Raw genomic sequence first — 22,194 nt, 5'->3', positions numbered from 1 at the left:
TCGAAGGTCGCGCGGGCCTCAGAGCGGCGCGGGCCTCAGGGCAGCGCGTCGAAGGCGGCGCGTGCCATCTCGTGCAGGAGGGCGGCCATCGCCTCAGGCGCCAGCTCGCCCGCGCTTCTGGGCGTCGAGTTGAGCAGGCCGAAGACGGCGTGGGTGGCTGCGCGCAGCCGCGCCGGTTCGCAGGAGGGGTGCAGCTCGCTGAGGACCGTCACCCACTCCTCGACGTAGAGGCGCTGGAGCCGCCGGATGGCGCGGCGGGCGGGCTCGGGCACGTTGTCGAGCTCCTGCTCGTGGACCCGGATGAGCGCGGGATCGCCGAGCGCGAACGCGATGTGGCCGCCCAGCAGCGCGTCGAGGGCGGCCTCGGCGGTCGGGGGCGCGGTCGCGAGCCGGGCGCCCTGTTCGTGCAGCCGCTCGCTGATGTCGAGCAGCATCTCGCGCAGCAGCGCCTCCTTGCCGCTGAAGTGGCGGTAGAGCGCCGGTCCCGAGATCCCCACGGCCGAGCCGATGTCCTCGATGGACACCCCGTGGTAGCCCCGCGCCGCGAACAGGACGGCCGCCGCGCCCAGGATCTCGGCGCGCCGATTGCGGGTAGGGGTTCGTGCGGTGGTCACGACACCCCATGGTAGACGAAGCCAGTTAATGATGACTAACATCCGAGCATGAGCATGAGTGCCTGGCCGGTGCTGGAGAGCACGTGCGACCCGGGCGCCGAGCCGTACAAGCGGAACGCGGAGGCGAACGAGGGCCTCGTCGCCGATCTGCGCGACCGGCTGGCGGCCGCCGCCCTGGGCGGTCCCGAGCGGTCCCGCGAGCGGCACGTCCAGCGGGGCAAGCTGCTGCCGCGAGATCGGGTCGACACGCTGCTCGACCCGGGGGCGCGGTTCCTGGAACTGTCCCCGCTCGCCGCCACCGGCCTCTACGACGACCAGGCGCCCGCCGCGGGCATCATCACCGGAATCGGGCGGATCTCCGGCCGCGAGTGCGTGATCGTCGTCAACGACGCCACCGTCAAGGGCGGGACGTACTACCCGGTCACCGTCAAGAAGCACCTCCGCGCCCAGGAGCTGGCCCTGCACAACAACCTGCCGTGCGTCTACCTGGTCGACTCGGGCGGTGCGTTCCTGCCCAGGCAGGACGAGGTCTTCCCGGACCGGGAGCACTTCGGGCGGATCTTCTACAACCAGGCGACGATGTCGGCGCGGGGCATCCCCCAGATCGCCGCCGTCCTCGGCTCGTGCACGGCGGGCGGCGCCTACGTTCCCGCGATGAGCGACGAGGCCGTGATCGTCCGCGGCCAGGGCACGATCTTCCTCGGCGGCCCGCCGCTGGTGAAGGCCGCGACCGGCGAGACCGTCACCGCCGAGGAACTGGGCGGCGGCGAGGTCCACGCGCGGGTCAGCGGCGTCACCGACCACCTCGCGGAAGACGACCCCCACGCTCTCAAGATCGTCAGGGACATCGTCGCCACGCTCGGGCCGCGCCCGGCCCCGCCGTGGGAGGTCCTCCCGGGGGAGCCCCCGGCCCATGATCCGCGCGAGCTGTACGGCATCGTCCCCCAGGACACCCGGACGCCCTACGACGTGCGCGACGTCATCGCCCGGATCGCCGACGGCAGTCGCTTCCTCGAGTTCAAGGCCGAGTACGGTCCCACCCTCGTCACCGGCTTCGCCCGGATCCACGGCCACCCGGTGGGGATCATCGCCAACAACGGCATCCTGTTCAGCGAGTCCGCGCTGAAGGGCGCGCACTTCATCGAGTTGTGCGACCGCCGCGGCATCCCGCTGGTCTTCCTGCAGAACATCAGCGGGTTCATGGTCGGCAAGGCCTACGAGGCCGGGGGGATCGCCAAGCACGGCGCGAAGATGGTCACGGCCGTCGCCTGCGCGCGGGTGCCGAAGCTCACCGTGATCATCGGCGGCTCTTTCGGCGCCGGCAACTACGCGATGGCGGGCCGGGCGTACTCGCCGAGGTTCCTGTGGATGTGGCCCAACGCCCGGATCTCCGTCATGGGCGGCGAGCAGGCGGCCACCGTCCTGTCCACCGTGGGCAACGCCGACGCTGACGAGATCCGCGCGCAGTACGAGCACCAAGGCAACCCCTACTACTCGACGGCCAGGATCTGGGACGACGGCGTGATCGACCCCGCCGACACCCGTACGGTCCTCGGCCTTGCACTCGGCGCCGCGGCCAACGCGCCGCTCGAACCCGTCGGCTACGGCGTCTTCCGGATGTGAGCGCATGATGTTCGACAGCGTGCTGATCGCCAATCGGGGCGAGATCGCCGTCCGGATCATCCGGACATTGCGGGCCATGGCCGTCCGCTCGGTCGCCGTGTACGGCGACGCCGACCGCGACGCCCCCCACGTCCGTGCGGCCGACCTCGCCGTACGGCTCCCGCGGGGATACCTGGACGCCGGCGGGATCATCGAGGCCGCACTCGAGGCCGGGGCGCAGGCGGTGCATCCCGGCTACGGGTTCCTCGCCGAGAACGCGGACTTCGCCCGGCGGTGCGCCGAGGCGGGCCTGGTGTTCGTCGGCCCGCCGCCCGGCGCGATCGAGGCGATGGGCGACAAGATCAGAGCCAAGGCGACCGTCGCCCGGGCCGGGGTGCCGGTGGTGCCCGGCGCCGCCGAGCCCGGCGACGACCTCCTCGCATGGGACCGGTTCCCCGCGCTGATCAAGCCCTCCGCCGGCGGCGGGGGCAAGGGCATGCTGCTGGTCAGGACCGCGGCCGAACTGCCGGACGCGGTCGAGTCCGCCCGCCGTACGGCGCTGGCCGCGTTCGGCGACGGCACGCTGCTCGTCGAGAGGTTCGTCGAGACCCCCAGGCACATCGAGATCCAGGTGATGGCCGACGCCCACGGCAACGCCGTCCATCTGGGCGAACGCGAATGCAGCCTGCAGCGCAGGCACCAGAAGATCATCGAGGAGGCGCCGTCCCCGCTGCTCGATCCCGAGACGCGCGAGCGGATGGGCGCAGCGGCGGTCGAGGCGGCCAGGTCGGTCGGCTACGTCGGCGCGGGCACGGTGGAGTTCATCGTCCCCGGAGGTCCCGGGCCGATCGAGTTCTTCTTCATGGAGATGAACACGCGGCTGCAGGTCGAGCACCCGGTGACCGAGATGGTGACCGGCCTCGACCTCGTCGAACTCCAGCTCAGGGTCGCCGCGGGGGAGCCGTTGCCGTTCGGCCAGGACGGCGTCCGCATGGAGGGCCACGCCGTCGAGGCGCGCGTCTACGCCGAGGACCCCTCACGTGACTTCCTGCCGACCGGCGGCCGCGTCCTGGCCCTGCGGGAGCCCGAGGGCGTCAGAGTCGACTCCGGGCTGGCAGAAGGCGTGATCGTCGGCAGCGACTACGACCCGATGTTGTCGAAGATCGTGGCGTGGGCGCCCGACCGGGAGGGCGCCCTGAGAAGGCTGGACCGGGCGCTGGCGTCGACCGCGATCCTCGGCGTGACCACGAACATCGCCTTCCTGCGCGCGCTGCTGACCCACCCCGAGGTCGTGGCGGGACGCCTGGACACGGGCCTCGTCGAGCGGCACCTCGCCGACCTCGCCGGAGGGCCGGTGCCCGACGAGGTCCTGGCCGCGGCCGCGCTCGTCTTCCACGTACGTGCCGCCGGCGACCCCCTGGGCGACCCGTGGGACGTGGCGGACGGCTGGCGACTGGGGGAGCGCGCCTGGACCGATCACCGGTACGCGAAGGTGCGCGGGCCGGCGGGCGACGCGGAGATTGAAGTTAATGGTCGTTCACTTGGCCGTGGCCGCATCGAACTGGAGGCCGGAGAGGCGGCCGTGACGCTGGCCGGAACCACCCGGCGATACCTGGTCGCGGGCGACCGGGACATGGTCTGGCTCGGCCGTGACGGCCGGGCGTGGCAGTTCCCCCGGCACGAGCCCGGAGACCCGGGGGACCGGCCCGGTGGCGCCCGTACGGGGGACGGCGTCGTCCGCAGCCCCATGCCCGGAACGGTGCTGGTGGTGAAGGCCGCCGAGGGCGACAAGGTGACCGCGGGACAGGCCCTGCTCATCGTGGAGGCGATGAAGATGGAACACACCGTGACCGCGCCCCACGACGGCGTGGTCGCCGAGTTGCGCGCGCGGGCGGGGCAGACCGTCGAGCTCGACGCCGTGCTGGCGAGGGTGACGCCATGCGAGTGACGATCTACGAGGTCGGGCCGAGGGACGGGCTCCAGAACGAGGACGTCGTCGTCCCGGTCGAGGTGAAGCGGGAGTTCATCGGCCGGCTGGCCGCCGCGGGCCTGACCACGATCGAGGCGACCAGCTTCGTCCATCCCAAGTGGGTTCCCCAGCTGGCCGACGCGGCCGAACTCCTGGACGGGCTGCCCCGCGTGCCCGGTGTGCGCTACCCGGTGCTGGTGCCCAACGAGCGCGGCCTGGACCGCGCCCTGGAGCACGGGGTGACCGAGATCGCGATCTTCGGCAGCGCGACGGAGACCTTCGCGCGGCGCAACCTCAACAGGTCGCTGGACTCCCAGTTCGAGATGTTCGAGCCGGTCGTCGCACGGGCGCTGGAGCACGGCCTGCGCGTCAGGGCGTACGTGTCCATGTGCTTCGCCGACCCGTGGGAGGGCACGGTCGCGCCCGCCCAGGTGGTCCGGGTGGGGCGGCGGCTGCTCGATCTCGGCTGCTACGAACTGTCGCTGGGCGACACGATCGGCATCGGCACCCCCGCGCATGTCACCGCGCTCCTGGATGAGTTCCAGAGCGAGGGCGTCGGCCCCGAACGGCTCGCCGTCCACTTCCACGACACCTACGGCCAGGCTCTGGCCAACACGCTCACCGCGCTGCGGATGGGGGTGACCACGGTGGACGCCTCGACGGGCGGCATCGGGGGCTGCCCCTACGCCCAGAGCGCCACCGGCAACCTCGCGACCGAGGACCTGGTCTGGATGCTCGACGGACTCGGCATCGAGACCGGGGTCGACGTGCGATCACTGACCGCCACCAGCCTGTGGCTCGCCGGGAGGCTCGGCCGTCCGAGCCCCTCCCGGGTCGTGCAGGCGCTCGCGAAGGAGATCTAGATGTTGGGCGACGAGTACAACGAGTTGCGCAAGACGGTCGAGGCCTTCGCCCGCGAAGTGGTGGCCCCCGTCATCGGCGACTACTACGAGCGGTGCGAGTTCCCCTACGAGATCGTCCGCAAGATGGGCGCCATGGGACTGTTCGGCCTGCCCGTCCCCGAGGAGTACGGCGGGATGGGCGGGGACTACTTCGCCCTGTGCCTGGCACTCGAGGAACTGGCCAGGGTCGACTCCTCGGTCGCCATCACGCTGGAGGCGGCGGTGTCGCTGGGCACGATGCCCATCCTCCGGTTCGGTACGGCCGAGCAGAAGGAACGCTGGCTGCCCAAACTGGCCTCGGGGGAGATGCTCGGCGCCTTCGGCCTGACCGAGCCCGGCGGCGGATCCGACGTACCCGGCGGCATGCGGACCACCGCGGTGCTCGACGGGAACGAATGGGTGATCGACGGGACCAAGGCGTTCATCACCAACTCGGGGACGGACATCACCGGTGTGGTAGCCGTGGCCGCGATCACCGGGAAGAACGGCGCCAAGCCGGAGATCTCGACCATCCTCGTGCCCTCCGGCACGCCGGGCTTCACCGTGTCCAAGAAGTACTCCAAGGTCGGCTGGTCGGCCTCCGACACCCGCGAGCTGTCCTTCTCGGCCTGCCGGGTGCCCGCGGAGAACCTGCTCGGCGAACGCGGGCGCGGATACGCCCAGTTCCTGCAGACCCTGGACGAGGGACGCGTCGCCATCGCGGCGCTGTCCGTCGGACTCGCCCAGGGCTGCGTGGACGAGTCGGTCAGGTACGTCGGGGAGCGTACGGCCTTCGGCCAGGCGATCGGCCGATACCAGGCCATCCAGTTCAAGATCGCCGACATGGAGGCGCGGGTCCACACGGCCAGGCTCGCCTATTACCACGCCGCCGAGCGGATGCTGGCCGGCCTGCCGTTCAAGAAGGAGGCCGCGATCGCCAAGCTCGTCTCGTCGAACGCGGCGATGGACAACGCCCGGGACGCCACCCAGATCTTCGGCGGCTACGGCTTCATGAACGAGTTCCCGGTCGGGCGCTTCTACCGTGACGCCAAGATCCTCGAGATCGGGGAGGGCACCAGCGAGGTCCAGCGCATGCTGATCGCCCGGGAACTCGGCCTGGGCGCCTGAGAGAGGGTTCACCTGCGAATACGTGTCGGAGCAGGGTTGGCCGGCATCCGTTGGCGATGCGCCAGGCGGCCTCAAGATCGGCCCTGTTCCGTCACTGTTCCGTCAGGGCCGGGGGACGGACGGAACAGCCGCTGATCGATGGCCTGTCGGGCACGATCATGTGAGCCAGGCTGCATATGCGCGGTTGGCCATTTGGTTTTTCCCAGGGCAGCGAGCACCTCACCCGCCCTTCACCGGATGGCACATTGAGGGCAGCGCTGCCGCCACGTGATGGGTCGATAGCGGACAGAGATCAGGACATGGTGCGTGCCCCTCAAGGCGTGAGACCGCGGATCCTTCGCAAGGCTCGGATGTGGATGGCGGCCGGCAATTCTCGGAGTCCTACCGTCATCCCTCCGAACTGGAGGACCGCCTGAGTGAGGCGTCCCGGATCGAGGATCCAGCCGTCTGCTACCTTCTCCCGGTCACTCTCGTCTTCTCTCCTAAGGGAGATGATCAGTGCGTGTGGCCGACCATCTCCGAAGGCGCGAGGCTTCAGCGATATTTCCACAGCAGAGATGTCCGCCCAGGGGATCACCTCTGCAGGGATTTTCGACTGTCTACCGAGATATATGCCCGCCGGCCCCACGGCGAAGGCGATCCGCCTGCGGACGACACGCCATAACTGGCCGAAGACGTACGCGAAGAACCCGAGGCCCGCTGCGAAGGCGACGCGCCCTGACGTCACGGCCCCATAGATGACCGGGCCGAAAGATGTCGTAAGCGGCCAGACAAGATCACGGGCGGAGTAGCGCACGAGGAACGAATCTGAGCCGAGTTCGCGCTGGACCTTTTGCCGGTCCGATTCTCGCGACACGCGAGCACGATCGCACGCTGCAGGGACGCCTGCAAGAGTTCTCACGAGAGTCTGACAGAGAGGAGAGGGGACTCTGATCCGGGACATCCGGCCACTCGAAGAGTGATCATCGATTGAACCATGCCGCCGCAGCAGAGCGAGAGAGCCGGACTACCACGATCACTGCAAGGATCAGGTAGAGCAGGCTGATGAGGTTGAAATCGAACATGAGCCCGTAGCCATGGTCGAGAATCACTAAGCCTTCGATCACGAGCGCAGCGACCCGTACCCATTTCTTGCGGGAATGGTAGCCAGCCGCCAGCACGCCGACCACTGCCGTGCTCACGATGGCGATGAGTGTAGCCACGGAGAACCTGAGGCTGGCCGTGTTCACGAGACCCCAGAGCCCAAGCAGCGAGATCGCCAGCTGTGTCCACATGACCCGGCGAGCAGACTTCACTTCTCGCGGCATCAAGTCGGTCGTGGTGGACTCTGACACGGGAGCCTCTCGGGGGGGTGAGCGGATCAATCGAGCCGAGCACAGGTGACCAACCGGCAATGGTCGTTGTCGGGTGAACTCCCGTCCGCGTGCCACGGACGTGCCAGACGTAGCGGTCCACAAGGGGGCATTCACGGAGTCTCACGGATAGTGTCCGCCACGTACTGAGCCGCACCCCAGCAGGTCAGGCGAGGATGGCCCGAAGTATTCCAAACTGCGGTCCACAGGCAGATTCAGGGCGGACCGCACGGCGGCTAGATTGAGCGAGTGTTCGAGCGAGTGGGCGCTGAAGAGTTGGCGCGAATGGAGGTGCTCGCGTCGGCGGTGCGCAACGAGCTTGCCGCCGCAGGCCTGCCGGTGCTCGCGCCTGGCCTGGATTCCGTATTGGCCGCCGGCGCCGAGGTGAATATCGACGACGGAGCCGATGCGGCGGGCGGCGTGTTCGTGGGCTCGCAGGCCAACCCTCGTCTGCGTTGCCGCCTCAGGCGCCCTCTCGTCACCGTTTGTCGGGATGAGGCGAGCGTAGCTCTGATTCCTGCGAACTGCCTCAGGGCTCCGCGCCGTCGACGCATGAGGAACTTCAGCCCAGCCGGCTCAGCGGCCGGCGATAGCGGATCTCCGTAAGAGGAAAGCCGTCTGACTCGTCCCGCTGGACGGCGCCGTCCGGACGCCAGCCGCCGCGCTCGTAGAACCGCCGAGCTCTGGTGTTCGCGTCGACGACCCAGAGCGCGGCCCGCTCGTATCCCGCGGAGGCGAGGACGTCCAGTGCCGCGTTCATGAGGCCTCCGCCGACTCCGGCGCCCCACACCTCGGGCAACAGGTAGATCGTCGTGATCTCCGCCACCGACTCGGGGTCGACGTCATCGTCCCGCCCGGGGCCGAACCCGGCGAATCCCGCTACGGATCCGTCCACGTCCGCCACGAGTGCCCCCGAACGCGGCAAGGACGACTCCCGCAGCAGTCGCTCCCACAGCGGGAGGCGCATGGCGGGTTCCAGGCCGTCGAGATGATCCTGGGGCATGAGGCCCACGTAGGCGGCCTGCCACGATCGGACGTGGACGGTGGCGATCGAATCGGCGTCCGCGGGTTCAGCAGGTCGGATGAACATCCACGCTTTCCTACCTGCCGCCGTCCGTCGGCGTCCAGTCAATTAGGCCCCTGAGGGAGCGGGACGTTCAGGTGCCGGTCCACTCCAGCCGCGCCCGGTAAGGGACGGACACGTCGACGTGCAGTCGTTCGACAGGCAGAGACGCGTCATGGCACAGGATTGAAGGTGTTGACACCGACGTAGCCGGTGCAGGAGGCCGGCTTGCCGCTGGTGATGAAGCAACACGCCTCCACGATGGTGTCGCCGGAGGGAGGGAGGTATACGGGGCTGGTGTGACCGCCTCCGATGATCTTCCTTGCTTCGTCGTAGCAGACGGTCTCCACACGCGGTTGCCTGAGCGGCTCCGGCTTCGGATTGGTCACCCACATGCTGGCCGCCCACCCTCCGCCCAGTTTCACCGTTTCGACCGCGTCGACCGTGACCTCGGGGAACGGCTCCGACGAGGCGGTGCCGTCTTCGACCAGTAGCGCCGCATCAACCGAGGCCGCCTTCTTGTGCACAGGAAGGGCCACTTCCGCACTCACCGGCATCTTCTCTCCGGCGTGAGCGAACTGCTCCATCCGAGAGCCGCTCGCAAGCGTCTTCCCTGTGGCGTCCTTCACGTCGAACCGGACCGTGACCTTCTGCCCGGCGGCGTCGGAGCTGTTGTGCACGATCGCGATCGCGCGCACGCGCGTGCCCTCCTGGCCGAAGCCTGTCTCCAGGATCGCCCCGCCGGAGTCGTCGGCCCCTGTCGCGGTGGGGGGAGAGCCGGTGGCTTGCTCCGCTGTGCCGGCCTCCTCGGTGCACGCGGTCAGCAACACCGAGCACGCAATGAGTGCGGCGGCTCGCAGTTTCATCGATGTATCCGTTCAGAAGGGGGGTGGGTTTGATCAGGATCGGGCGGTGACCGAGTTCAGGAAGTCGAGCAGTAGGCCGTTGACCCGGTCGGGTGCCTCCAACTGCATCCAGTGCCCGGCCCCTTCGACCCGTTCGTAGCGCCACGATCCGGCCACGAAGGCCGCCGATCCGGTCATGCCGGCCTCGATCAGCGCCATGTCCTCGGTGCTCCACACGCCCATGGTGGGCGCTTGGATCATCGGCAGGTCAGGCGGCGGCGAGAGCAGCGATTTCGGAGCCACGTTGGCGCGGTACAGACCTAGGCTCGCGCGCAACGCCCCGGGATCGCGGAGCCTGGTCACCACCTCGTCGTGGTCGGGATGATGCGCCCACTCGCGAAGGTTGCGGAAGTCATCGTGGGAGAGCCAGCGCTCGGCGATCCCGCGGAACTGGAACAGCAGCATGTACCACGACTTCTGCCGCTGCGCCCAGCCCGCGGCGGCGAACGCCCGGGGGTGGCCGACCGACAGGCAGGTGAGGCTGGCCACGCGCTCGGGCATCAGCGCCGCCATCGCCCATGCGACCGCCGCCCCCCAGTCGTGCGCGACGAGGTGAGCCGCGGGCACCTGGAGATGGTCGAGCAGCGCCGCCTGATCGCGGACCAGCCGCATCACCCCGTACGCCGCGACGTCGTCGGGCTTGTCGGAATCGCCCAGTCCGCGCAGGTCGGGGGTGATCGTCCGGTATCCGGCAGCGTTGAGGGCGGCCACCTGGTGGCGCCACAGGTGATGGTCGTCCGGCCAGCCGTGCAGCAGCAGGACCGCCGGGCCCTGCCCGGTGTCGGCCACGTTGATGCCGACGCCATTCAGGTCGATGCGCATGATCACTCCCGTCGCCCTCGTCTCCGGTTACATCGTGCCAGGCGGTGCACGAGATGTGATCATCCGTGTGATGGGTGGTTTCGTCATCATGAGGGGTTCCAGGTGGCTAAGGTCGCTTTGTGGTGATCAATGAGGCGCCCGGCGTCCGGCGGGACGCGGGATCCGGCCGGTGGCGATGGCTGTGGTTCGCCGGACCGGCCGCCTTCGCGGCGACGCTGACGTTGATCGCTTCCGCCCCTCCCGGCGGTCATTTCCTCGGCGTCGTCGCCGCTATCGGGGCCTGGCTCCTCGCCGGTGTGTGGTGGCTGGGCCTGCTGATCGTTCCCGCGACCAGGCGGAACAGGTGGAATGCCTGGCCGCCCGTCATCGCCGTGGTGACCGCCGCTCTCGTGGTCACCGGGCTGCCGACGCGCGCAGCCTTCCTCGTCTCCGAAGCGGCGCTGCTCGACTACGCCGAGTCGCTTCCGGCCGAGGACGGTTACCTTCCGGTGGACCGGTTCGTCGGAGTGTTCCCCATCAGCGATGTCCAGCGGTCCGACGGCGTCCTGATCTTCGCTGTCGACGGTGTCGGCGGAATGCTGGAGCAGTGCGGATTCGCCTACGCGCCGGGCGGAGACGGTCAGGCCCTCCCAGTGACCACCGCCGACCACCTGACGGGCGACTGGTATGCGACCTGCACCGACTTCGACTAGCCCTCGACCAGGGTGAAGCCCGCGCTCGCCCGGACCGCGCCGTTGACGATGATCTCCAGCACGCGCGGGCCGGGAGGCTCCGCCCTGGTCGTGACCGGCCGGAACGAATGCGACTTGGTCACCGTGAACCGCTGCCCGGCACCGGAAGCGGCACGCTCGCCGAGGTGGAAGATCCTCCTCGAACCGTCCCGGCGAACGGCGTACTTGAGCACCACGGGGCCGGGGGCGTCGGCGCGGACCGTGACCGTGAACGGCAGTCGCCCGCCCACCGCCACCTCGGAGCCGTCGAGGGCCAGCGACTCGACCGTCCCGCTGCCGGGGACGGCGCCCATCAGCGACAGGGCCTCGGGATGGCCGGCGCGGATCAGACCGCGCACGGCATGGCGGACCACGCGCTCGACATGCGAGCCGCCCTCGGACCGCCAGCGGTCCAGCAGGCCGACCGCCACCTCGGGGTGATCCTTCGCGAGGTCGTTGACGTGGTTGGCGACCGAACGGCGGACGTATTCGCTCGGGTCGTCGCGGAGCAGGTCGAGGATGGGCAGGGTCGGCCCAGGCGACATCAGCCAGCGGACGCGCGATCCCCACGGCAGCCGGGGGCGTGACCCCTCGGACGCGAGGCGCCGCAGATGCTCGTCCGCCGAGCCGGCCCAGCCGTACATGATCTTCAGGGCGTCGTCGCGGTAGCGGTCGAGGAAGGGGCGGACCGCGAACTCGCCGGTGGCGTACGGGGTGAGGACGGCCAGTGTGGCCATCGCCTCGTCCAGGTGCTCGATCCCGCGCGCGCCGACGTACTCGGTGGCCGGCCAGCCGCTCCACATGTCCAGCGGGACGTGGGCGGCCGCCTCGCGGAGCGCGGCCGCGGCTTCGGGGAACGGCAGCGGAAGAGCGCCGTCCAGTGCCCCCGCGACGTGGCGGACGCGGTCCTTCAGTTCCAGGCCGTCGAGGCCGGTCGTTGCGGCGGAGACGAAGTCGTCACGCCGGAACGGCGCGCACGCCGCCCCCACCCCGTCGGCGAGGAGGCGCACGGACGCCACATTGATCATTTCTTTCAAAGGCTCGGCCACAGCCGACAGGGTGCCAGGCGGTGCCGACATTTTTCGGCGGTGGCTTAGAGTCCTTGTCATGACATCTGGTGATCTCAAGCTACGGCAGGCAGAGAAGACCGATGCCGATCAGATATTCGCGCTGGCTCGTGAGTTCGCGCTGACGTTCCGCCCGGAACGGCAGGCGTTCGACGACGCGTTCCCGCAACTGCTCGACAACGAGGACGCCCTGCTGCTGGTGGCCACCGTCGAGGGGACGGTCCGGGGCTACCTGCTGGGGTTCACCCATCTGACGCTCTTCGCCAACGGAAGGGTCGCCTGGGTCGAGGAGGCCATGATCGAGAGCGCCTACCGGCGGCACGGCATCGGCCGCATGCTGCTGGAGGAGTTCGAGACCTGGGCCCGCTCCCGCGACGCCGGATACGTCGCCCTCGCGACCCGGCGCGCCGCGGAGTTCTACGGCGCGCTCGGGTTCGAGGTGTCGGCGACCTACTACCGGAAGTTGCTGACGGTCACGAAGTGAGCTGGGCGTCCAGGCGATAGCCGTCCACGGTGACGTAGACGGCGTCGCCCGGCCGCGCGTTGAGCCGCATCAGCACCGGCTGGAGCGAGTCGAACATCGGCTGCCTGTCCCGCCAGATCAGGACGACCGCGTTGTCGCCCGGTCCCGTGACCGACAGCAGGGTGCCCGGCCGCATCCCCAGCTGAGTCGCGTACACCTCGGGGACGGCGACGGGCTCGCCGCGGAGGTGGCCGCTCGTGACGTCGATGCGCTGCCAGCGGCGCGGGTCCGAGGCCGGGCCCGGCGTCGCGCGCGGCCCGGGGACGAGGTGGGGCCGCGGCGCCTGGCCCGTCAGCGCGTTGAGCGCCGCCAGGGCGGTCGCCGCGTCGGGCCCGTTGTTCGCCTGCGACGGGATGGGGACGCCGCCCCGCTGGAGCTGGTGGCCGTTCGCACCTGGCGTACGGCGGGGCAGCGGCTGAGAATTTTCCATGGGCGGGAGCGGTGCGAATGAACGCGGGTCGGAGGTCGGGGGAATCGAGTCCAGCCAGGCGCGAGCCGAGTGGGCGCGGATGCCCAGCTGGCCGAGCACCTGGACGACGTCGGCGTCCGGCGGGCTGCCCGCCAGGATCTGCCGCGACTTGTCACGCAGGCCGGCGAGGTCGCCGACCACCAGCCAGCCGTCCTGAAGCCGGCGGTCGGGCATGAGCGTGACGAGGACCCGCCACAGCGGAGTGCCGAGGACGGGCACCTCGATCGGGTGGGAGGGGTCGGCGGCGATCAGCTGTTCCTGGGTGGCGGCCGCGCCCAGCCATTCGGTGAGCCCGAAGAGATGGCCGGTCAGCGCCGTCGAGTCGGGGGACCGCAGCCAGTGCAGCACCCGCTCCTCGGCGGCCCGCTGGGCGTGCGACAACGTCTCGCGGTCGACGTTCAGCTCATGGGCGAGCGTGCGGAGGCCGACCGGCTCGGCGGCGAACAGCCGCTGGGCCGCGACGGCCCTGGCCAGCGGGTCCCACGAGCGGAAGAGACCGTCGACGACGCCCACCATCGGGTGCTCGCTCGCCAGCGCCGGAGGCAAGGGCGGCGGCGGGGCGAGGAGGGAGGGCGTCTCGTCGGCCGGCGCCGCCTGGGCCTGCGGCTGACCCTGTGCGGGAGGCGCCTGCATGGGGGTCTGACCGGCGGGCGCCTGGACCGGCGGCACTCCGGGCGCCTGCACTCCGGGCGCCTGCGGCACGGGCGACTGCTGTATGTGCGGCTGCTGTACGGGCGGCTGTTGTGCCGGAGCCTGCGGCGCGAGTGCCTGCTGGGCCGGTGCCTGCTGCGCGGGCGCCTGCTGGACGGGCACCTGCGGCACCGGGGCGGGCAGGACCGGTGTCTGCGGGGCGCGCGGGCCCGGCACCAGGGGCCCGGCCTGCGCCGCCACCTGAGGCTGCCCGTTTGGCTGCTGAGCGTTTGGCTGCTGCGCCTGGGGCTGCAGGGTCACCTGAGCCGCCGGCTGTCCGGGGGCCTGTGCCGCGGACTGGGGCCCCGGGTGAATGAGCGGATGGGTGAAGATCTCCCGGAACAGCGTCGCCAGCACCGCCTCCGGCGCGGCCGACGCCGACTGGAGGTCGTGCGGGGTCAGCCGGCGCAGGCGGAACCAGCCGCCCGCTCCCTTGACGGCCGCCTGGACCGGCTCCGGCCAGCCCGGCAGCGCCGGGTCCACCGGATGGACCTGGAGCGCCGGAAGCAGATCGGTGAGGGTCAGATGATCCCAGCGGCTCACGGCCAGCCGGGCGAGCCGCTCGCACAGCCAGTCAACGCCGGTCGCATCCAGAGCGCGCTTCAACGCGACGGAGGCCCACCAGCCGCCGGGCAGGCGAGGATCGGCCAGAATTTCGGCCACCTGCTGAGGACGGCTCCAGCGCAGGGCCGGAACCATGTCGCTCAGGCAGATCGTTGACTCGGCGTCCATCTGTTAGACCGCACCCTCCCGCGAGTGACGCGTGTTGCTACTGAGGCAGCTTACGCTGGAAGCGAGCAATTGGTGTCAATCGGGTAAAGTTCCCAGCGCTTGGTCGGCCTCCCACCTCGGAGACCGCCGCCGCACCCGCCGCACAACCTTTTTTGAGTGCCTCCGCGGGAGAGGATCCGGCGAGCAGCGAGACCAGGAATCCGGCCGCGAACGCGTCGCCGGCCCCAGTCGAGTCGACCGGCTCCGCCGGGGCCGCGGGCTCCCTGGCGACCACCCGGCCGTCCACCCCGAGGATCGCCCCGCCGGGCCCCAGCTTCACGGCCGCCGTGCCGTACCGCGCGCTGAGGGTGCGCGCCGCCGCCTCGGGCTCACGCTCCCCGGTGAGCACCAGGGCCTCCTCCAGGTTGGGGATCACGATCCCCGCGGGTGAGGTCTCGCTGAGGAACCGCTCGACGCCGAAGGCGCGCAGCGGTCCCGTCGACGCGGGGTCCACGCTCACGGTGACGCCGCGCGCCGCCGCCTCCCGCATGGCGAGCCCTGCGAGGTCCAGGCCGGGCTCGGCGAACAGCGTGTACCCCGAGATGTGCAGGTGCCGTACACCGTCGAGCAGGCCGGGCGACCAGTCGGCGGCCGAGATGTGCCCGCCCGCGCCCCGGTTGGTGAGCATCGACCGTTCGCCGGTCACGTCCACCATCGCGATCACGATCGCGGTCGGCCGGTCGGGGTCCACCCGCACGTGCGGCCGGACCCCCGCCTTGACCAGTTCGGCCGTGTGCCAGTCGCCGGTGTCGTAGCCGGCCCGGCCCAGGAAACGGGTGTCCGCTCCGAGGCGGGCGGCCCAGGAGGCGGTGTTCGCCCCCGAGCCGCCCGGACGCAGCACGATGTCGGCGGCCGTGTCCGTACCGGTGGCGAGCGGCCGCTCGTGCAGCGCCACGACATCGGTGACGACGTCGCCGATCACGAGCAGGCCGCCCACTAGCCCTCCCGGCTGAAGGCGGCCGCGATCCGCCCCGCGAGCCCGGCGTTGCCGCGGACGGCCGCCAAGTTGGCCTCAAGGGACGCCCCGCCCGTGCCGTTCACGAGGTACTCCAGCAGGAACGGCGTGATCGCCTGGCCGGTCACCCCTTGGGCGTCGGCCGCGGCCAGCGCCTCGGCGAGCACGCGGTCGTGCAGGGCGGGGTCGAGCTGGTCGGCCACGGGAACCGGGTTGGCGACGATCAGCGCGGTCTCCGGGCCGCCGAGGGCGTCCTGGGCCCGCATGATCCCGGCGGCCTCCTCGGGCGTCTCGATGCGCCAGTCGACGGGCTCGCCCGAGGTGTGCAGGTAGAACCCGGGGAACTGGTCGGTGCGATAGCCGACGACGCCGACCTGCCTGGTCTCCAGCCGCTGCAGTGTGGCGGGCACGTCGAGGATCGACTTCACGCCCGCGCAGACGACCGTGATCCGGGTACGGCTGAGCGTGTCGAGGTCCGCGGACTCGTCCTGGACGGTGGTCCAGTCTCGGTGCACGCCGCCAAGACCTCCGGTGGCGAAGACCCGGATGCCCGCGCGGGCGGCCAGGAACGACGTCCCCGACACCGTGGTGGCTCCGCTGAGCCCGAGCGCGGCGGCCGGCGCGAGGTCGCGGAAACCGAGCTTGCGCAGTCCGGGCTCGGTCGCGATCCGCTCCAGGCCCTCCTTGTCGAGGCCGATCCGCGGCACGCCGTCGAGGACCGCGATCGTGGCCGGTACGGCTCCCGCCTCGCGGACGGTCGCCTCCAGTTCGGCGGCGACCTGCAGGTTCCGCGGCTGGGGGAGGCCGTGGGAGATGATGGTGGACTCCAGGGCCACGACAGGCCTGCCCTCGGCGATGGCCTCGGCGACCTCATCGGTAATGCGCATGACTCTCCTGATTGGGGTTGGCGGAATATGTCCGCTTCGGGATATTGTGCCCGCCATGTCGCCTAGCTCGCGCTACGACGTCGTCATCGCCGGCGCAGGGCACAACGGCCTGGTCGCCGCCGCCTACCTGGCCGGAGCCGGCCGGCGGGTGCTCGTGCTCGAACGGCTCGGCCACGTCGGCGGCCTCGCCGTCTCCGCGCGGGCCTTCCCCGGCGTCGACGCGCGGTTGTCGCGGTACTCCTACCTGGTCAGCCTGCTGCCCACGAAGATCGTCAAGGATCTCGGGCTGGGGGTGGAGCTGCGCCACCGGCGCTTCGCGTCCTACACACCAGTCGGCGACACCGGGCTGCTCGTCGACAACGGCGACGCCGGGCGCACGGCCGCCTCGTTCGCCGCGGTCACGGGCGGCACCGGGGACCTCGAAGCCTGGCACCGCTTCTACCGGATGACGGCCCACGTGGCCGCCCGCGTCGCCCCCACCCTCCTGGAGCCCCTCCGGGACCGTGCGGCGCTGCGCGACGTCGTCGGCGACGACGAGGCGTGGCGCGACCTGTTCGAGCGGCCGATCGGCGCGGTCGTCGACGAGCGGTTCGCCGACGACACCGTCCGCGGGGTGGTGCTCACCGACGCCCTCATCGGCACCTTCGCCGACCCCGCCACCGACCTGCTGGCCAACCGCTGCTTCCTCTACCACGTCATCGGCGACGGGACCGGTGACTGGAACGTCCCCGTCGGCGGGATGGGCGCCGTCACCACCTCCCTCGCCGAGATCGCCCTCCGCGCGGGCGCGGAGATCAGAACCGGCGCCGAGGTGCTGGCGATCGACCCGGACACCGGCGACGTCACCTTCAGCGACAGAGCCGACACAGCCGACGCAGCCGACACAGCCGACGGAACGGCCGGATCAGAAGGCACGGAGCACGTGGTCACGGGCGAACGGGTGCTGGCCGCCCTGCCGCCCGCCGTGCTCGCCCGCCTCCTCGGGCAGGAGGCCGGCACGCCGGAGGGCGCCCAGCTCAAGGTCAACATGGTGCTGTCGCGGCTGCCCCGCCTGAAGGATCCCGCCGTGAGCCCGGCGGAGGCGTTCAGCGGCACCTTCCACATCAACGAGAGCCGTGACCAGCTCGCCGCGGCCTACGCGCAGGCGGCCGCGGGAAGCATCCCCGACCTGCCGCCCGTCGAGGTCTACTGCCATTCGCTCACCGACCCGTCGATCCTCGGCGAGCCGTTGCGGGAGTCCGGCGCGCAGACGATGACGCTGTTCGGGCTGCACATGCCCGCCCGGCTCTTCCAGGACCCGCGCGCGCGGGACGAGGCGTTGCGCAGGACCATCGCGTCCGTCGACGCGGTGCTCGCGGAGCCGATCGAGGACTGCCTGCTGCGCACTCCCTCCGGCGAGCCGTGCCTCGAGGTGAAGACGCCCGCCGACCTGGAGAGGGACGCGGGACTGCCCGGAGGCCACATCTTCCACCGCGATCTGTCCTGGCCGTTCGCGGAATCCGGCGACGACGGCCCCTGGGGCGTCGAGACCCCGCACCCGCGCGTCCTGCTGTGCGCCGCCGGAGCCCGCAGGGGCGGCGGCGTCAGCGGAATCCCCGGGCACAACGCCGCGATGGCCGTCCTCGCCTGATCGCCGCGCGTTCTCGCATCCCCTGTCCCGTTTCCCGGTCCGGTTTCCCCGGTTTCCGCGGTTTCCCTTTCCCGCCTGATTGGCACGCCATATCCCCGTAAGGAGTCCTCCTGCCGGCGGCGCCGCCTTCCGCGGCCGCGTGCCGGTCGCCGTGACACTTGCGGCTGGGCCACCCGCAGGCCCATCGGGGAGGAGAACGCGATGACCGGGACGGCACGCTGGGCACGACCCGCCATGTGGGGCGTCCTCGCCCTCGCGGCGGTGCTCTACACCTGGGCGCTCGGCCGCAACGGCTACGCCAACGAGTACTACGCCGCGGCGGTCTACTCCGGGACCCGGAGCTGGAAGGCGTTCTTCTTCGGCGCGCTCGACGCCGGGTCGTTCATCACCGTCGACAAGCCGCCCCTCGCCCTGTGGGTGATGGGCCTGTCGGCGCGGATCTTCGGCTTCGGCACGTGGAGCATGCTCCTGCCGCAGGCCGTCGCCGGGGTGGCGTCGGTCGCCGTCGTCCACTCGGCGGTGCTGCGCTCCCTCAGGGGCACGCAGGCCCGGGTAGCGGCGCTGATCGCGGCCCTGGTGATGACGCTGACGCCGATCACCGTCGCCATCACGCGGGACAACAACCCCGACACGATCCTCGTGCTGCTGCTCGTCACGGCGGCGTGGTTCTGCCTGGAGGCGGTGCGCAGGGACCGCCTGCGGCCCCTCCTGCTGGCGGCGGCCTTCGCCGGCCTGGCGTTCAACGCCAAGATGCTGCAGGCGTATCTCGCCGTCCCCGCGCTCTGCCTGGCGTACCTGTGCGTGGCCGGGGGAGGTCTGGCGCGGCGGGTACGGCACCTGCTCGCGGCGGGGGCCGTCCTGGCGGTCTGCAGCGTCTGGTGGATGGTCGTGGTCGACCTGTGGCCGGCGTCCTCCCGGCCCTACATCGGAGGCAGCACGGACAACAGCGTCCTGGACCTCGTCGTCGGATACAACGGCATCGGCCGGATCGTCGGCCGCGGCGCGGAGGCCGGGAACGTCCCGGGTGCGATCGCCGGCGAAGCGGGCGGGTGGGGCGGCTTCGGCGGTTTCGGCGGCCGGTCCGGCGCCGGGCGGCTCTTCAACGACTCCATGGCCGGGCAGATCTCCTGGCTCCTGCCGTTCGCGGCCCTGGCCCTCGTGGCGGGCCTGATGCTGGCCTCCCGCCGCTCGCCCGCTCAGGCGGCGCTGGTCCTGTGGGGGTCCTGGCTCGTGGTTCACTTCGCCGTCTTCAGCTTCTCCCACGGCACCTTCCATCCCTACTACACGACGGCGATGGCTCCGGCGGTCTCGGCGCTGACCGGGATCGGGGCCGTCCTGCTCTGGCGGGCGCAGCGCGAGTCGCCCGTCTGGAGGTGGGTGCTGCCCACGGGGGTGGCCGTCACCGGCGGGTGGTCGTTCGTTGTGCTCCGCCGTACGCCCGACTTCGTGCCGTGGCTGCCCTGGGCGGTCGCGGCCGCGACGGCGGTCGCGGTGATCGGCCTGGTCGCCGTGAGCCGCCGGATCCTCCTGATACGGCCAGGCAGGCGGCGGCTGCTCGTGGCGACCTCGCTCGCCGGCCTGTTCGCCTGTCTCGCCGGGCCGGCCTCCTACGCCCTGACCCCGCTGACCGTCACGGTGCGCGGGGGCGACCCGACCGCAGGGCCGGCGTCGGAGCGGCGCGCGTTCTGGCCGGGCGCCACACGGTCGCAGGGCGTCCTGGCGCGCGCGCTCAGCCCCTGGACGAGACGGAACGCGAGCGTCGCCGAGGGGATGATCGACTATCTCGAGCGCAACCAGGGCGGGGCCACCTGGCTGCTCGCGGTCGGCCAGGCGCACAGCGCGTCGTCGATCATCCTGTCCACGGGCCGGCCCGTTCTGGCGATGGGCGGGTTCAGCGGCCGCGATCCGGCGATGACCCTCGACAAGCTGAAGGAGTACGCCTCCGAGGGGCTCCTCAAGTACGTCCTGGTCGGCGACAGGCTCACCCCCCGGCTGCCGGGACGGGGCCGGGGCGGCGGGATGAGCGCCGACCTCACCGACTGGGTCACCGGCAGCGGTACGCGCGTGGACCCCGCGGAATACGGCGGCACGGCCGGAGGCACGCTCTACCGGCTCGGATGACCGCGTTCGGTTCCGGATTTCAGGGGTACGGGGAGACCCTGCCGAACGGAAGGATGATCACGACATGGACCAGCAGGCCTTCATCGCCCTTCTCAATGAGGACCTCGAGAGCGAGTACCGCTCGATCGTCCAGTACGTCCAGCACACGGCCACGATCAAGGGGGCCGAGTACCTGTCGATCATCGAGGAGCTCAAGAAGCACCTCGGCCAGGAGCTCACCCACGCGACCACCCTGGCCGAGCAGATCGACTTCCTGGGCGGGGTCCCGAGCGTCACGGTGCCGCGGGTGCCCGTGGAGACCGACGGCGCCGCCGCACTTCGGCTCGACCTGGAACTGGAACAGGAGCAGTTGCGCCGCTACCGCGAGCGGGTCGAGCAGGCCAAGGAACTCGGGCTGCTCGACGTCGGGGAGGCGTTGCGGCCGCTGCTTCAGCAGACCCAGGACCACGTCATGGACCTGCAGACGGCCCTGGGGAAGTGACGGCTAGGCGGGGAGGGCGGCCATGAGGTACGCCAGCCGGGCCGCGGCGTCCGGCACGTCGTCCACGGTCCCCACCCGGTACCCCCACGAGGTGACGAAGGCGCCCTCCTCGGAGCAGGTCACCGTCTCGCGCAGGGTTTCGCTGAAGCGGTTGCGGACCTCGACTCGGGGAGGCGTGCCGGCCATGACCCGGACCGACAGGTCGATGTGCCGGCGAGCGGCGGTGGCGAACTCCTGAATGCCGGACACCGTGTCGACCATCGCCCGTCACCTCCCGTTCAGGTGGACAGGATTGCACGGCCCGACAGCGGCCATCAAGCAATTGCCACGATCAGCCCGGTGATTGTTCCCGCACCCGCTCCGAGTCCCGTGCCAGCCCCTCGTCGACGACGCCGACGATGATCGCCCTGGCCGCCTCGTCGAAGGACGCCGCCTCGCAGAGCTCCTCGAACGCCCGGGCGTAGAACGCGACGTCGTCGGGGTCGCGCAGGAGCAGGTCCTTCGTCCGCGTCGGCACGCCCACAGGGGCGTCGTTGTAGATGTAGAACGAGTTGACGAGCGCGGACGGCAGCGGCGCCTCGAACGGGATGATCCCGAACTCGACGTTGGGCAGGGTCGTGACCGCGAGCAGCCGGTCGAGCTGGCCGCGCATCACGTCGAGCGGCGCCAGGCGGTAACGCAGCACCGACTCCGGCATGACGAAGCGGAACCGGCGCTCGGGGTCGTAGAGGATCTCCTGCCGCTGCATCCTGACCCGGACGGCGGCGTCGATGTCGTCGGTCGAGTCGTAGAGCCTGCGGACCTTGCTGAAGATGTGCCTGGCGTACTCGGCGGTCTGCAGGAGCCCGATCACCAGGCCGGGCTCGAACGCGCGCAACAGCCGGGTGCGCGACTCCAGGTCCCTGACGTCCTCCTGGAGGGCGGCGAGCCCGGTCTTGTGCCGCTGCCGCCAGGTGTCCTGGCGGGCCTGCAGCCCCACGGCCTGCTCGATCAGGTCGTCGAACGTCTCGTGCCCGGCCTGTACGGCCTGCGCCCAGACGACCACGTCGTCCTCCGTGGCGGTCTGCCGGGCGTTCTCGATGCGGGAGACCTTGGACGGCTGCCAGCCCAGGCGCTCGGCCAGGTCCTTTCCCGACAGATGGGCGGCCTCGCGCAATTGCCGCAGCCGGACCCCAAGGTCGATGCGGGCTTGCTGGAAACCGCTCACTCCTACCTCCGGCCGTGGTGGGCTCAAAACTAGACCCGGTCCGGAGGATCAAGCCATAGGGAGGTCCCTATTCGTGATCAGTCGAGGACGCGCCGGGCGATCTCGACCAGGAGCTCGCGCGGGACCTCGACGGCGGTCTCGCCGTCGAGCACGTGGCGGAGGTCGCCCCGGGCGTCGTGGTCGACCAGTTCGAGGCCCTGGACGACGATCGTGCCCCGGTCGGTCTCGTACAGCGAGGGGCACGCGCCGGACTCCGAGGTGGAACCGAGAAACCGCAGTCGCATGGCAGTAACCCCCGCATTGAGCGCCAAGAAGTGCAATTGCGCGCAATAGTAGGACGAATCCCG

General features: G+C 70.8%; 22 protein-coding genes. 9 read left to right on the top strand and 13 right to left on the bottom strand.

What is annotated here, in order from left to right; all coding sequences use genetic code 11:
* Positions 1–35: 35 nt before the first annotated feature.
* Positions 36–614 (bottom strand): TetR/AcrR family transcriptional regulator, encoded by a 579-nt coding sequence (locus tag Pka01_RS23120; RefSeq protein ID WP_239115220.1) that lies wholly within the window; start codon positions 612–614, stop codon positions 36–38.
* Between the two features lie 54 nt (positions 615–668).
* On the opposite strand from Pka01_RS23120, the gene Pka01_RS23115 reads away from it, so the two are divergent.
* From Pka01_RS23115 to Pka01_RS23100, 4 genes are read left to right on the top strand one after another with little or no spacing between them, the layout of a single operon-like run.
* Positions 669–2,237 (top strand): carboxyl transferase domain-containing protein, encoded by a 1,569-nt coding sequence (locus Pka01_RS23115; RefSeq protein WP_203884975.1) that lies wholly within the window; start codon positions 669–671, stop codon positions 2,235–2,237.
* 7 nt (positions 2,238–2,244) lie between these two features.
* A complete protein-coding gene (locus Pka01_RS23110) occupies positions 2,245–4,164 on the top strand; it encodes an acetyl/propionyl/methylcrotonyl-CoA carboxylase subunit alpha (protein ID WP_203884974.1) in 1,920 nt (639 codons plus the stop codon).
* Positions 4,155–5,048 (top strand): hydroxymethylglutaryl-CoA lyase, encoded by an 894-nt coding sequence (locus Pka01_RS23105; RefSeq protein ID WP_203884932.1) that lies wholly within the window; start codon positions 4,155–4,157, stop codon positions 5,046–5,048. Before Pka01_RS23110 ends, Pka01_RS23105 begins: the two co-directional genes overlap by 10 nt.
* A complete protein-coding gene (locus Pka01_RS23100; RefSeq protein WP_203884931.1) occupies positions 5,049–6,194 on the top strand; it encodes an acyl-CoA dehydrogenase family protein in 1,146 nt (381 codons plus the stop codon). It abuts the gene before it with no gap.
* Positions 6,195–6,507: 313 nt separating this feature from the next.
* Here the strand turns inward: Pka01_RS23100 and Pka01_RS23095 are convergent, their stop codons facing one another.
* The 5 genes from Pka01_RS23095 to Pka01_RS23075 form a co-directional block, all read right to left on the bottom strand.
* On the bottom strand, positions 6,508–7,050 hold the full coding sequence (locus tag Pka01_RS23095; RefSeq protein ID WP_203884930.1) for a hypothetical protein: 543 nt from the start codon (positions 7,048–7,050) through the stop codon (positions 6,508–6,510).
* 106 nt (positions 7,051–7,156) lie between these two features.
* Entirely contained in the window at positions 7,157–7,528 is a 372-nt protein-coding gene (locus Pka01_RS23090) for a hypothetical protein (RefSeq protein WP_203884929.1), read from the bottom strand.
* A gap of 580 nt (positions 7,529–8,108) precedes the next feature.
* Positions 8,109–8,636 (bottom strand): GNAT family N-acetyltransferase, encoded by a 528-nt coding sequence (locus Pka01_RS23085; protein WP_203884928.1) that lies wholly within the window; start codon positions 8,634–8,636, stop codon positions 8,109–8,111.
* 146 nt (positions 8,637–8,782) lie between these two features.
* The gene (locus Pka01_RS23080; protein ID WP_203884927.1) at positions 8,783–9,475 is read right to left on the bottom strand and encodes a hypothetical protein; all 693 of its coding nucleotides are present in this window, start codon (positions 9,473–9,475) and stop codon (positions 8,783–8,785) included.
* 33 nt (positions 9,476–9,508) lie between these two features.
* Complete coding sequence (locus Pka01_RS23075; RefSeq protein WP_203884926.1) at positions 9,509–10,336, bottom strand: alpha/beta fold hydrolase; 828 nt, start codon at positions 10,334–10,336, stop codon at positions 9,509–9,511.
* A 119-nt stretch (positions 10,337–10,455) separates the two neighbouring features.
* Between Pka01_RS23075 and Pka01_RS23070 the strand changes: the two genes are divergently transcribed.
* Entirely contained in the window at positions 10,456–11,028 is a 573-nt protein-coding gene (locus tag Pka01_RS23070; RefSeq protein WP_203884925.1) for a hypothetical protein, read from the top strand.
* Here Pka01_RS23070 and Pka01_RS23065 read toward each other — a convergent pair.
* Positions 11,025–12,095, bottom strand: coding sequence for a YhaZ family DNA alkylation repair protein (locus Pka01_RS23065; RefSeq protein ID WP_203884924.1), 1,071 nt, complete (start codon positions 12,093–12,095; stop codon positions 11,025–11,027). The genes Pka01_RS23070 and Pka01_RS23065 overlap by 4 nt on opposite strands.
* A gap of 58 nt (positions 12,096–12,153) precedes the next feature.
* Between Pka01_RS23065 and Pka01_RS23060 the strand changes: the two genes are divergently transcribed.
* Positions 12,154–12,597 (top strand): GNAT family N-acetyltransferase, encoded by a 444-nt coding sequence (locus Pka01_RS23060; RefSeq protein WP_203884923.1) that lies wholly within the window; start codon positions 12,154–12,156, stop codon positions 12,595–12,597.
* Here the strand turns inward: Pka01_RS23060 and Pka01_RS23055 are convergent.
* From Pka01_RS23055 to Pka01_RS23045, 3 genes are read right to left on the bottom strand one after another with little or no spacing between them, the layout of a single operon-like run.
* Positions 12,587–14,527 (bottom strand): hypothetical protein, encoded by a 1,941-nt coding sequence (locus tag Pka01_RS23055; RefSeq protein WP_203884922.1) that lies wholly within the window; start codon positions 14,525–14,527, stop codon positions 12,587–12,589. The two genes, Pka01_RS23060 and Pka01_RS23055, sit on opposite strands and share 11 nt — an antisense overlap.
* 37 nt (positions 14,528–14,564) lie before the next feature.
* Complete coding sequence (locus Pka01_RS23050) at positions 14,565–15,503, bottom strand: carbohydrate kinase family protein (RefSeq protein ID WP_203884921.1); 939 nt, start codon at positions 15,501–15,503, stop codon at positions 14,565–14,567.
* Positions 15,503–16,408 carry a pseudouridine-5'-phosphate glycosidase gene (locus tag Pka01_RS23045; protein ID WP_239115219.1) on the bottom strand — a complete coding sequence of 302 codons (906 nt, stop codon included), beginning with the start codon at positions 16,406–16,408 and terminating at the stop codon, positions 15,503–15,505. The genes Pka01_RS23050 and Pka01_RS23045 overlap by 1 nt, the downstream gene beginning before the upstream one ends.
* A 55-nt stretch (positions 16,409–16,463) precedes the next feature.
* Between Pka01_RS23045 and Pka01_RS23040 the strand changes: the two genes are divergently transcribed.
* The 3 genes from Pka01_RS23040 (at position 16,464) to Pka01_RS23030 (ending at position 20,640) form a co-directional block, all read left to right on the top strand.
* Complete coding sequence (locus Pka01_RS23040) at positions 16,464–18,038, top strand: phytoene desaturase family protein (RefSeq protein WP_203884919.1); 1,575 nt, start codon at positions 16,464–16,466, stop codon at positions 18,036–18,038.
* Positions 18,039–18,239: 201 nt separating this feature from the next.
* Entirely contained in the window at positions 18,240–20,159 is a 1,920-nt protein-coding gene (locus Pka01_RS23035) for a glycosyltransferase family 39 protein (protein WP_203884918.1), read from the top strand.
* A 64-nt stretch (positions 20,160–20,223) separates the two neighbouring features.
* Positions 20,224–20,640, top strand: coding sequence for a ferritin-like domain-containing protein (locus Pka01_RS23030; protein ID WP_203884917.1), 417 nt, complete (start codon positions 20,224–20,226; stop codon positions 20,638–20,640).
* Positions 20,641–20,643: 3 nt separating this feature from the next.
* Here the strand turns inward: Pka01_RS23030 and Pka01_RS23025 are convergent, their stop codons facing one another.
* The 3 genes from Pka01_RS23025 to Pka01_RS23015 form a co-directional block, all read right to left on the bottom strand.
* Entirely contained in the window at positions 20,644–20,901 is a 258-nt protein-coding gene (locus tag Pka01_RS23025; protein WP_203884916.1) for a hypothetical protein, read from the bottom strand.
* Positions 20,902–20,971: 70 nt separating this feature from the next.
* A complete protein-coding gene (locus tag Pka01_RS23020; protein ID WP_203884915.1) occupies positions 20,972–21,847 on the bottom strand; it encodes a helix-turn-helix domain-containing protein in 876 nt (291 codons plus the stop codon).
* A 77-nt stretch (positions 21,848–21,924) separates the two neighbouring features.
* On the bottom strand, positions 21,925–22,131 hold the full coding sequence (locus Pka01_RS23015) for a hypothetical protein (RefSeq protein ID WP_203884914.1): 207 nt from the start codon (positions 22,129–22,131) through the stop codon (positions 21,925–21,927).
* Positions 22,132–22,194 lie beyond the last annotated feature (63 nt).

It is taken from the genome of Planotetraspora kaengkrachanensis, assembly GCF_016862895.1.
Lineage (GTDB): Bacteria > Actinomycetota > Actinomycetes > Streptosporangiales > Streptosporangiaceae > Planotetraspora > Planotetraspora kaengkrachanensis.
The sequence above is the reverse complement of the archived record's forward strand: the minus strand, read 5'-3'. Positions and strand labels throughout refer to the sequence as shown.

Bases quoted from the DNA above. Each gene is read 5' to 3' on its own strand.
- Pka01_RS23030 (WP_203884917.1), top strand. From the start codon at position 20,224: ATGGACCAGCAGGCCTTCATCGCCCTTCTCAATGAGGACCTCGAGAGC.
- Pka01_RS23110 (WP_203884974.1), top strand. From the start codon at position 2,245: ATGTTCGACAGCGTGCTGATCGCCAATCGGGGCGAGATCGCCGTCCGG.
- Pka01_RS23045 (WP_239115219.1), bottom strand. From the start codon at position 16,408: ATGCGCATTACCGATGAGGTCGCCGAGGCCATCGCCGAGGGCAGGCCT.
- Pka01_RS23060 (WP_203884923.1), top strand. From the start codon at position 12,154: ATGACATCTGGTGATCTCAAGCTACGGCAGGCAGAGAAGACCGATGCC.
- Pka01_RS23085 (WP_203884928.1), bottom strand. From the start codon at position 8,636: ATGTTCATCCGACCTGCTGAACCCGCGGACGCCGATTCGATCGCCACC.
- Pka01_RS23055 (WP_203884922.1), bottom strand. From the start codon at position 14,527: ATGGACGCCGAGTCAACGATCTGCCTGAGCGACATGGTTCCGGCCCTG.
- Pka01_RS23100 (WP_203884931.1), top strand. From the start codon at position 5,049: ATGTTGGGCGACGAGTACAACGAGTTGCGCAAGACGGTCGAGGCCTTC.
- Pka01_RS23115 (WP_203884975.1), top strand. From the start codon at position 669: ATGAGTGCCTGGCCGGTGCTGGAGAGCACGTGCGACCCGGGCGCCGAG.
- Pka01_RS23015 (WP_203884914.1), bottom strand. From the start codon at position 22,131: ATGCGACTGCGGTTTCTCGGTTCCACCTCGGAGTCCGGCGCGTGCCCC.
- Pka01_RS23075 (WP_203884926.1), bottom strand. From the start codon at position 10,336: ATGCGCATCGACCTGAATGGCGTCGGCATCAACGTGGCCGACACCGGG.
- Pka01_RS23035 (WP_203884918.1), top strand. From the start codon at position 18,240: ATGACCGGGACGGCACGCTGGGCACGACCCGCCATGTGGGGCGTCCTC.
- Pka01_RS23105 (WP_203884932.1), top strand. From the start codon at position 4,155: ATGCGAGTGACGATCTACGAGGTCGGGCCGAGGGACGGGCTCCAGAAC.
- Pka01_RS23025 (WP_203884916.1), bottom strand. From the start codon at position 20,901: ATGGTCGACACGGTGTCCGGCATTCAGGAGTTCGCCACCGCCGCTCGC.
- Pka01_RS23040 (WP_203884919.1), top strand. From the start codon at position 16,464: ATGTCGCCTAGCTCGCGCTACGACGTCGTCATCGCCGGCGCAGGGCAC.
- Pka01_RS23080 (WP_203884927.1), bottom strand. From the start codon at position 9,475: ATGAAACTGCGAGCCGCCGCACTCATTGCGTGCTCGGTGTTGCTGACC.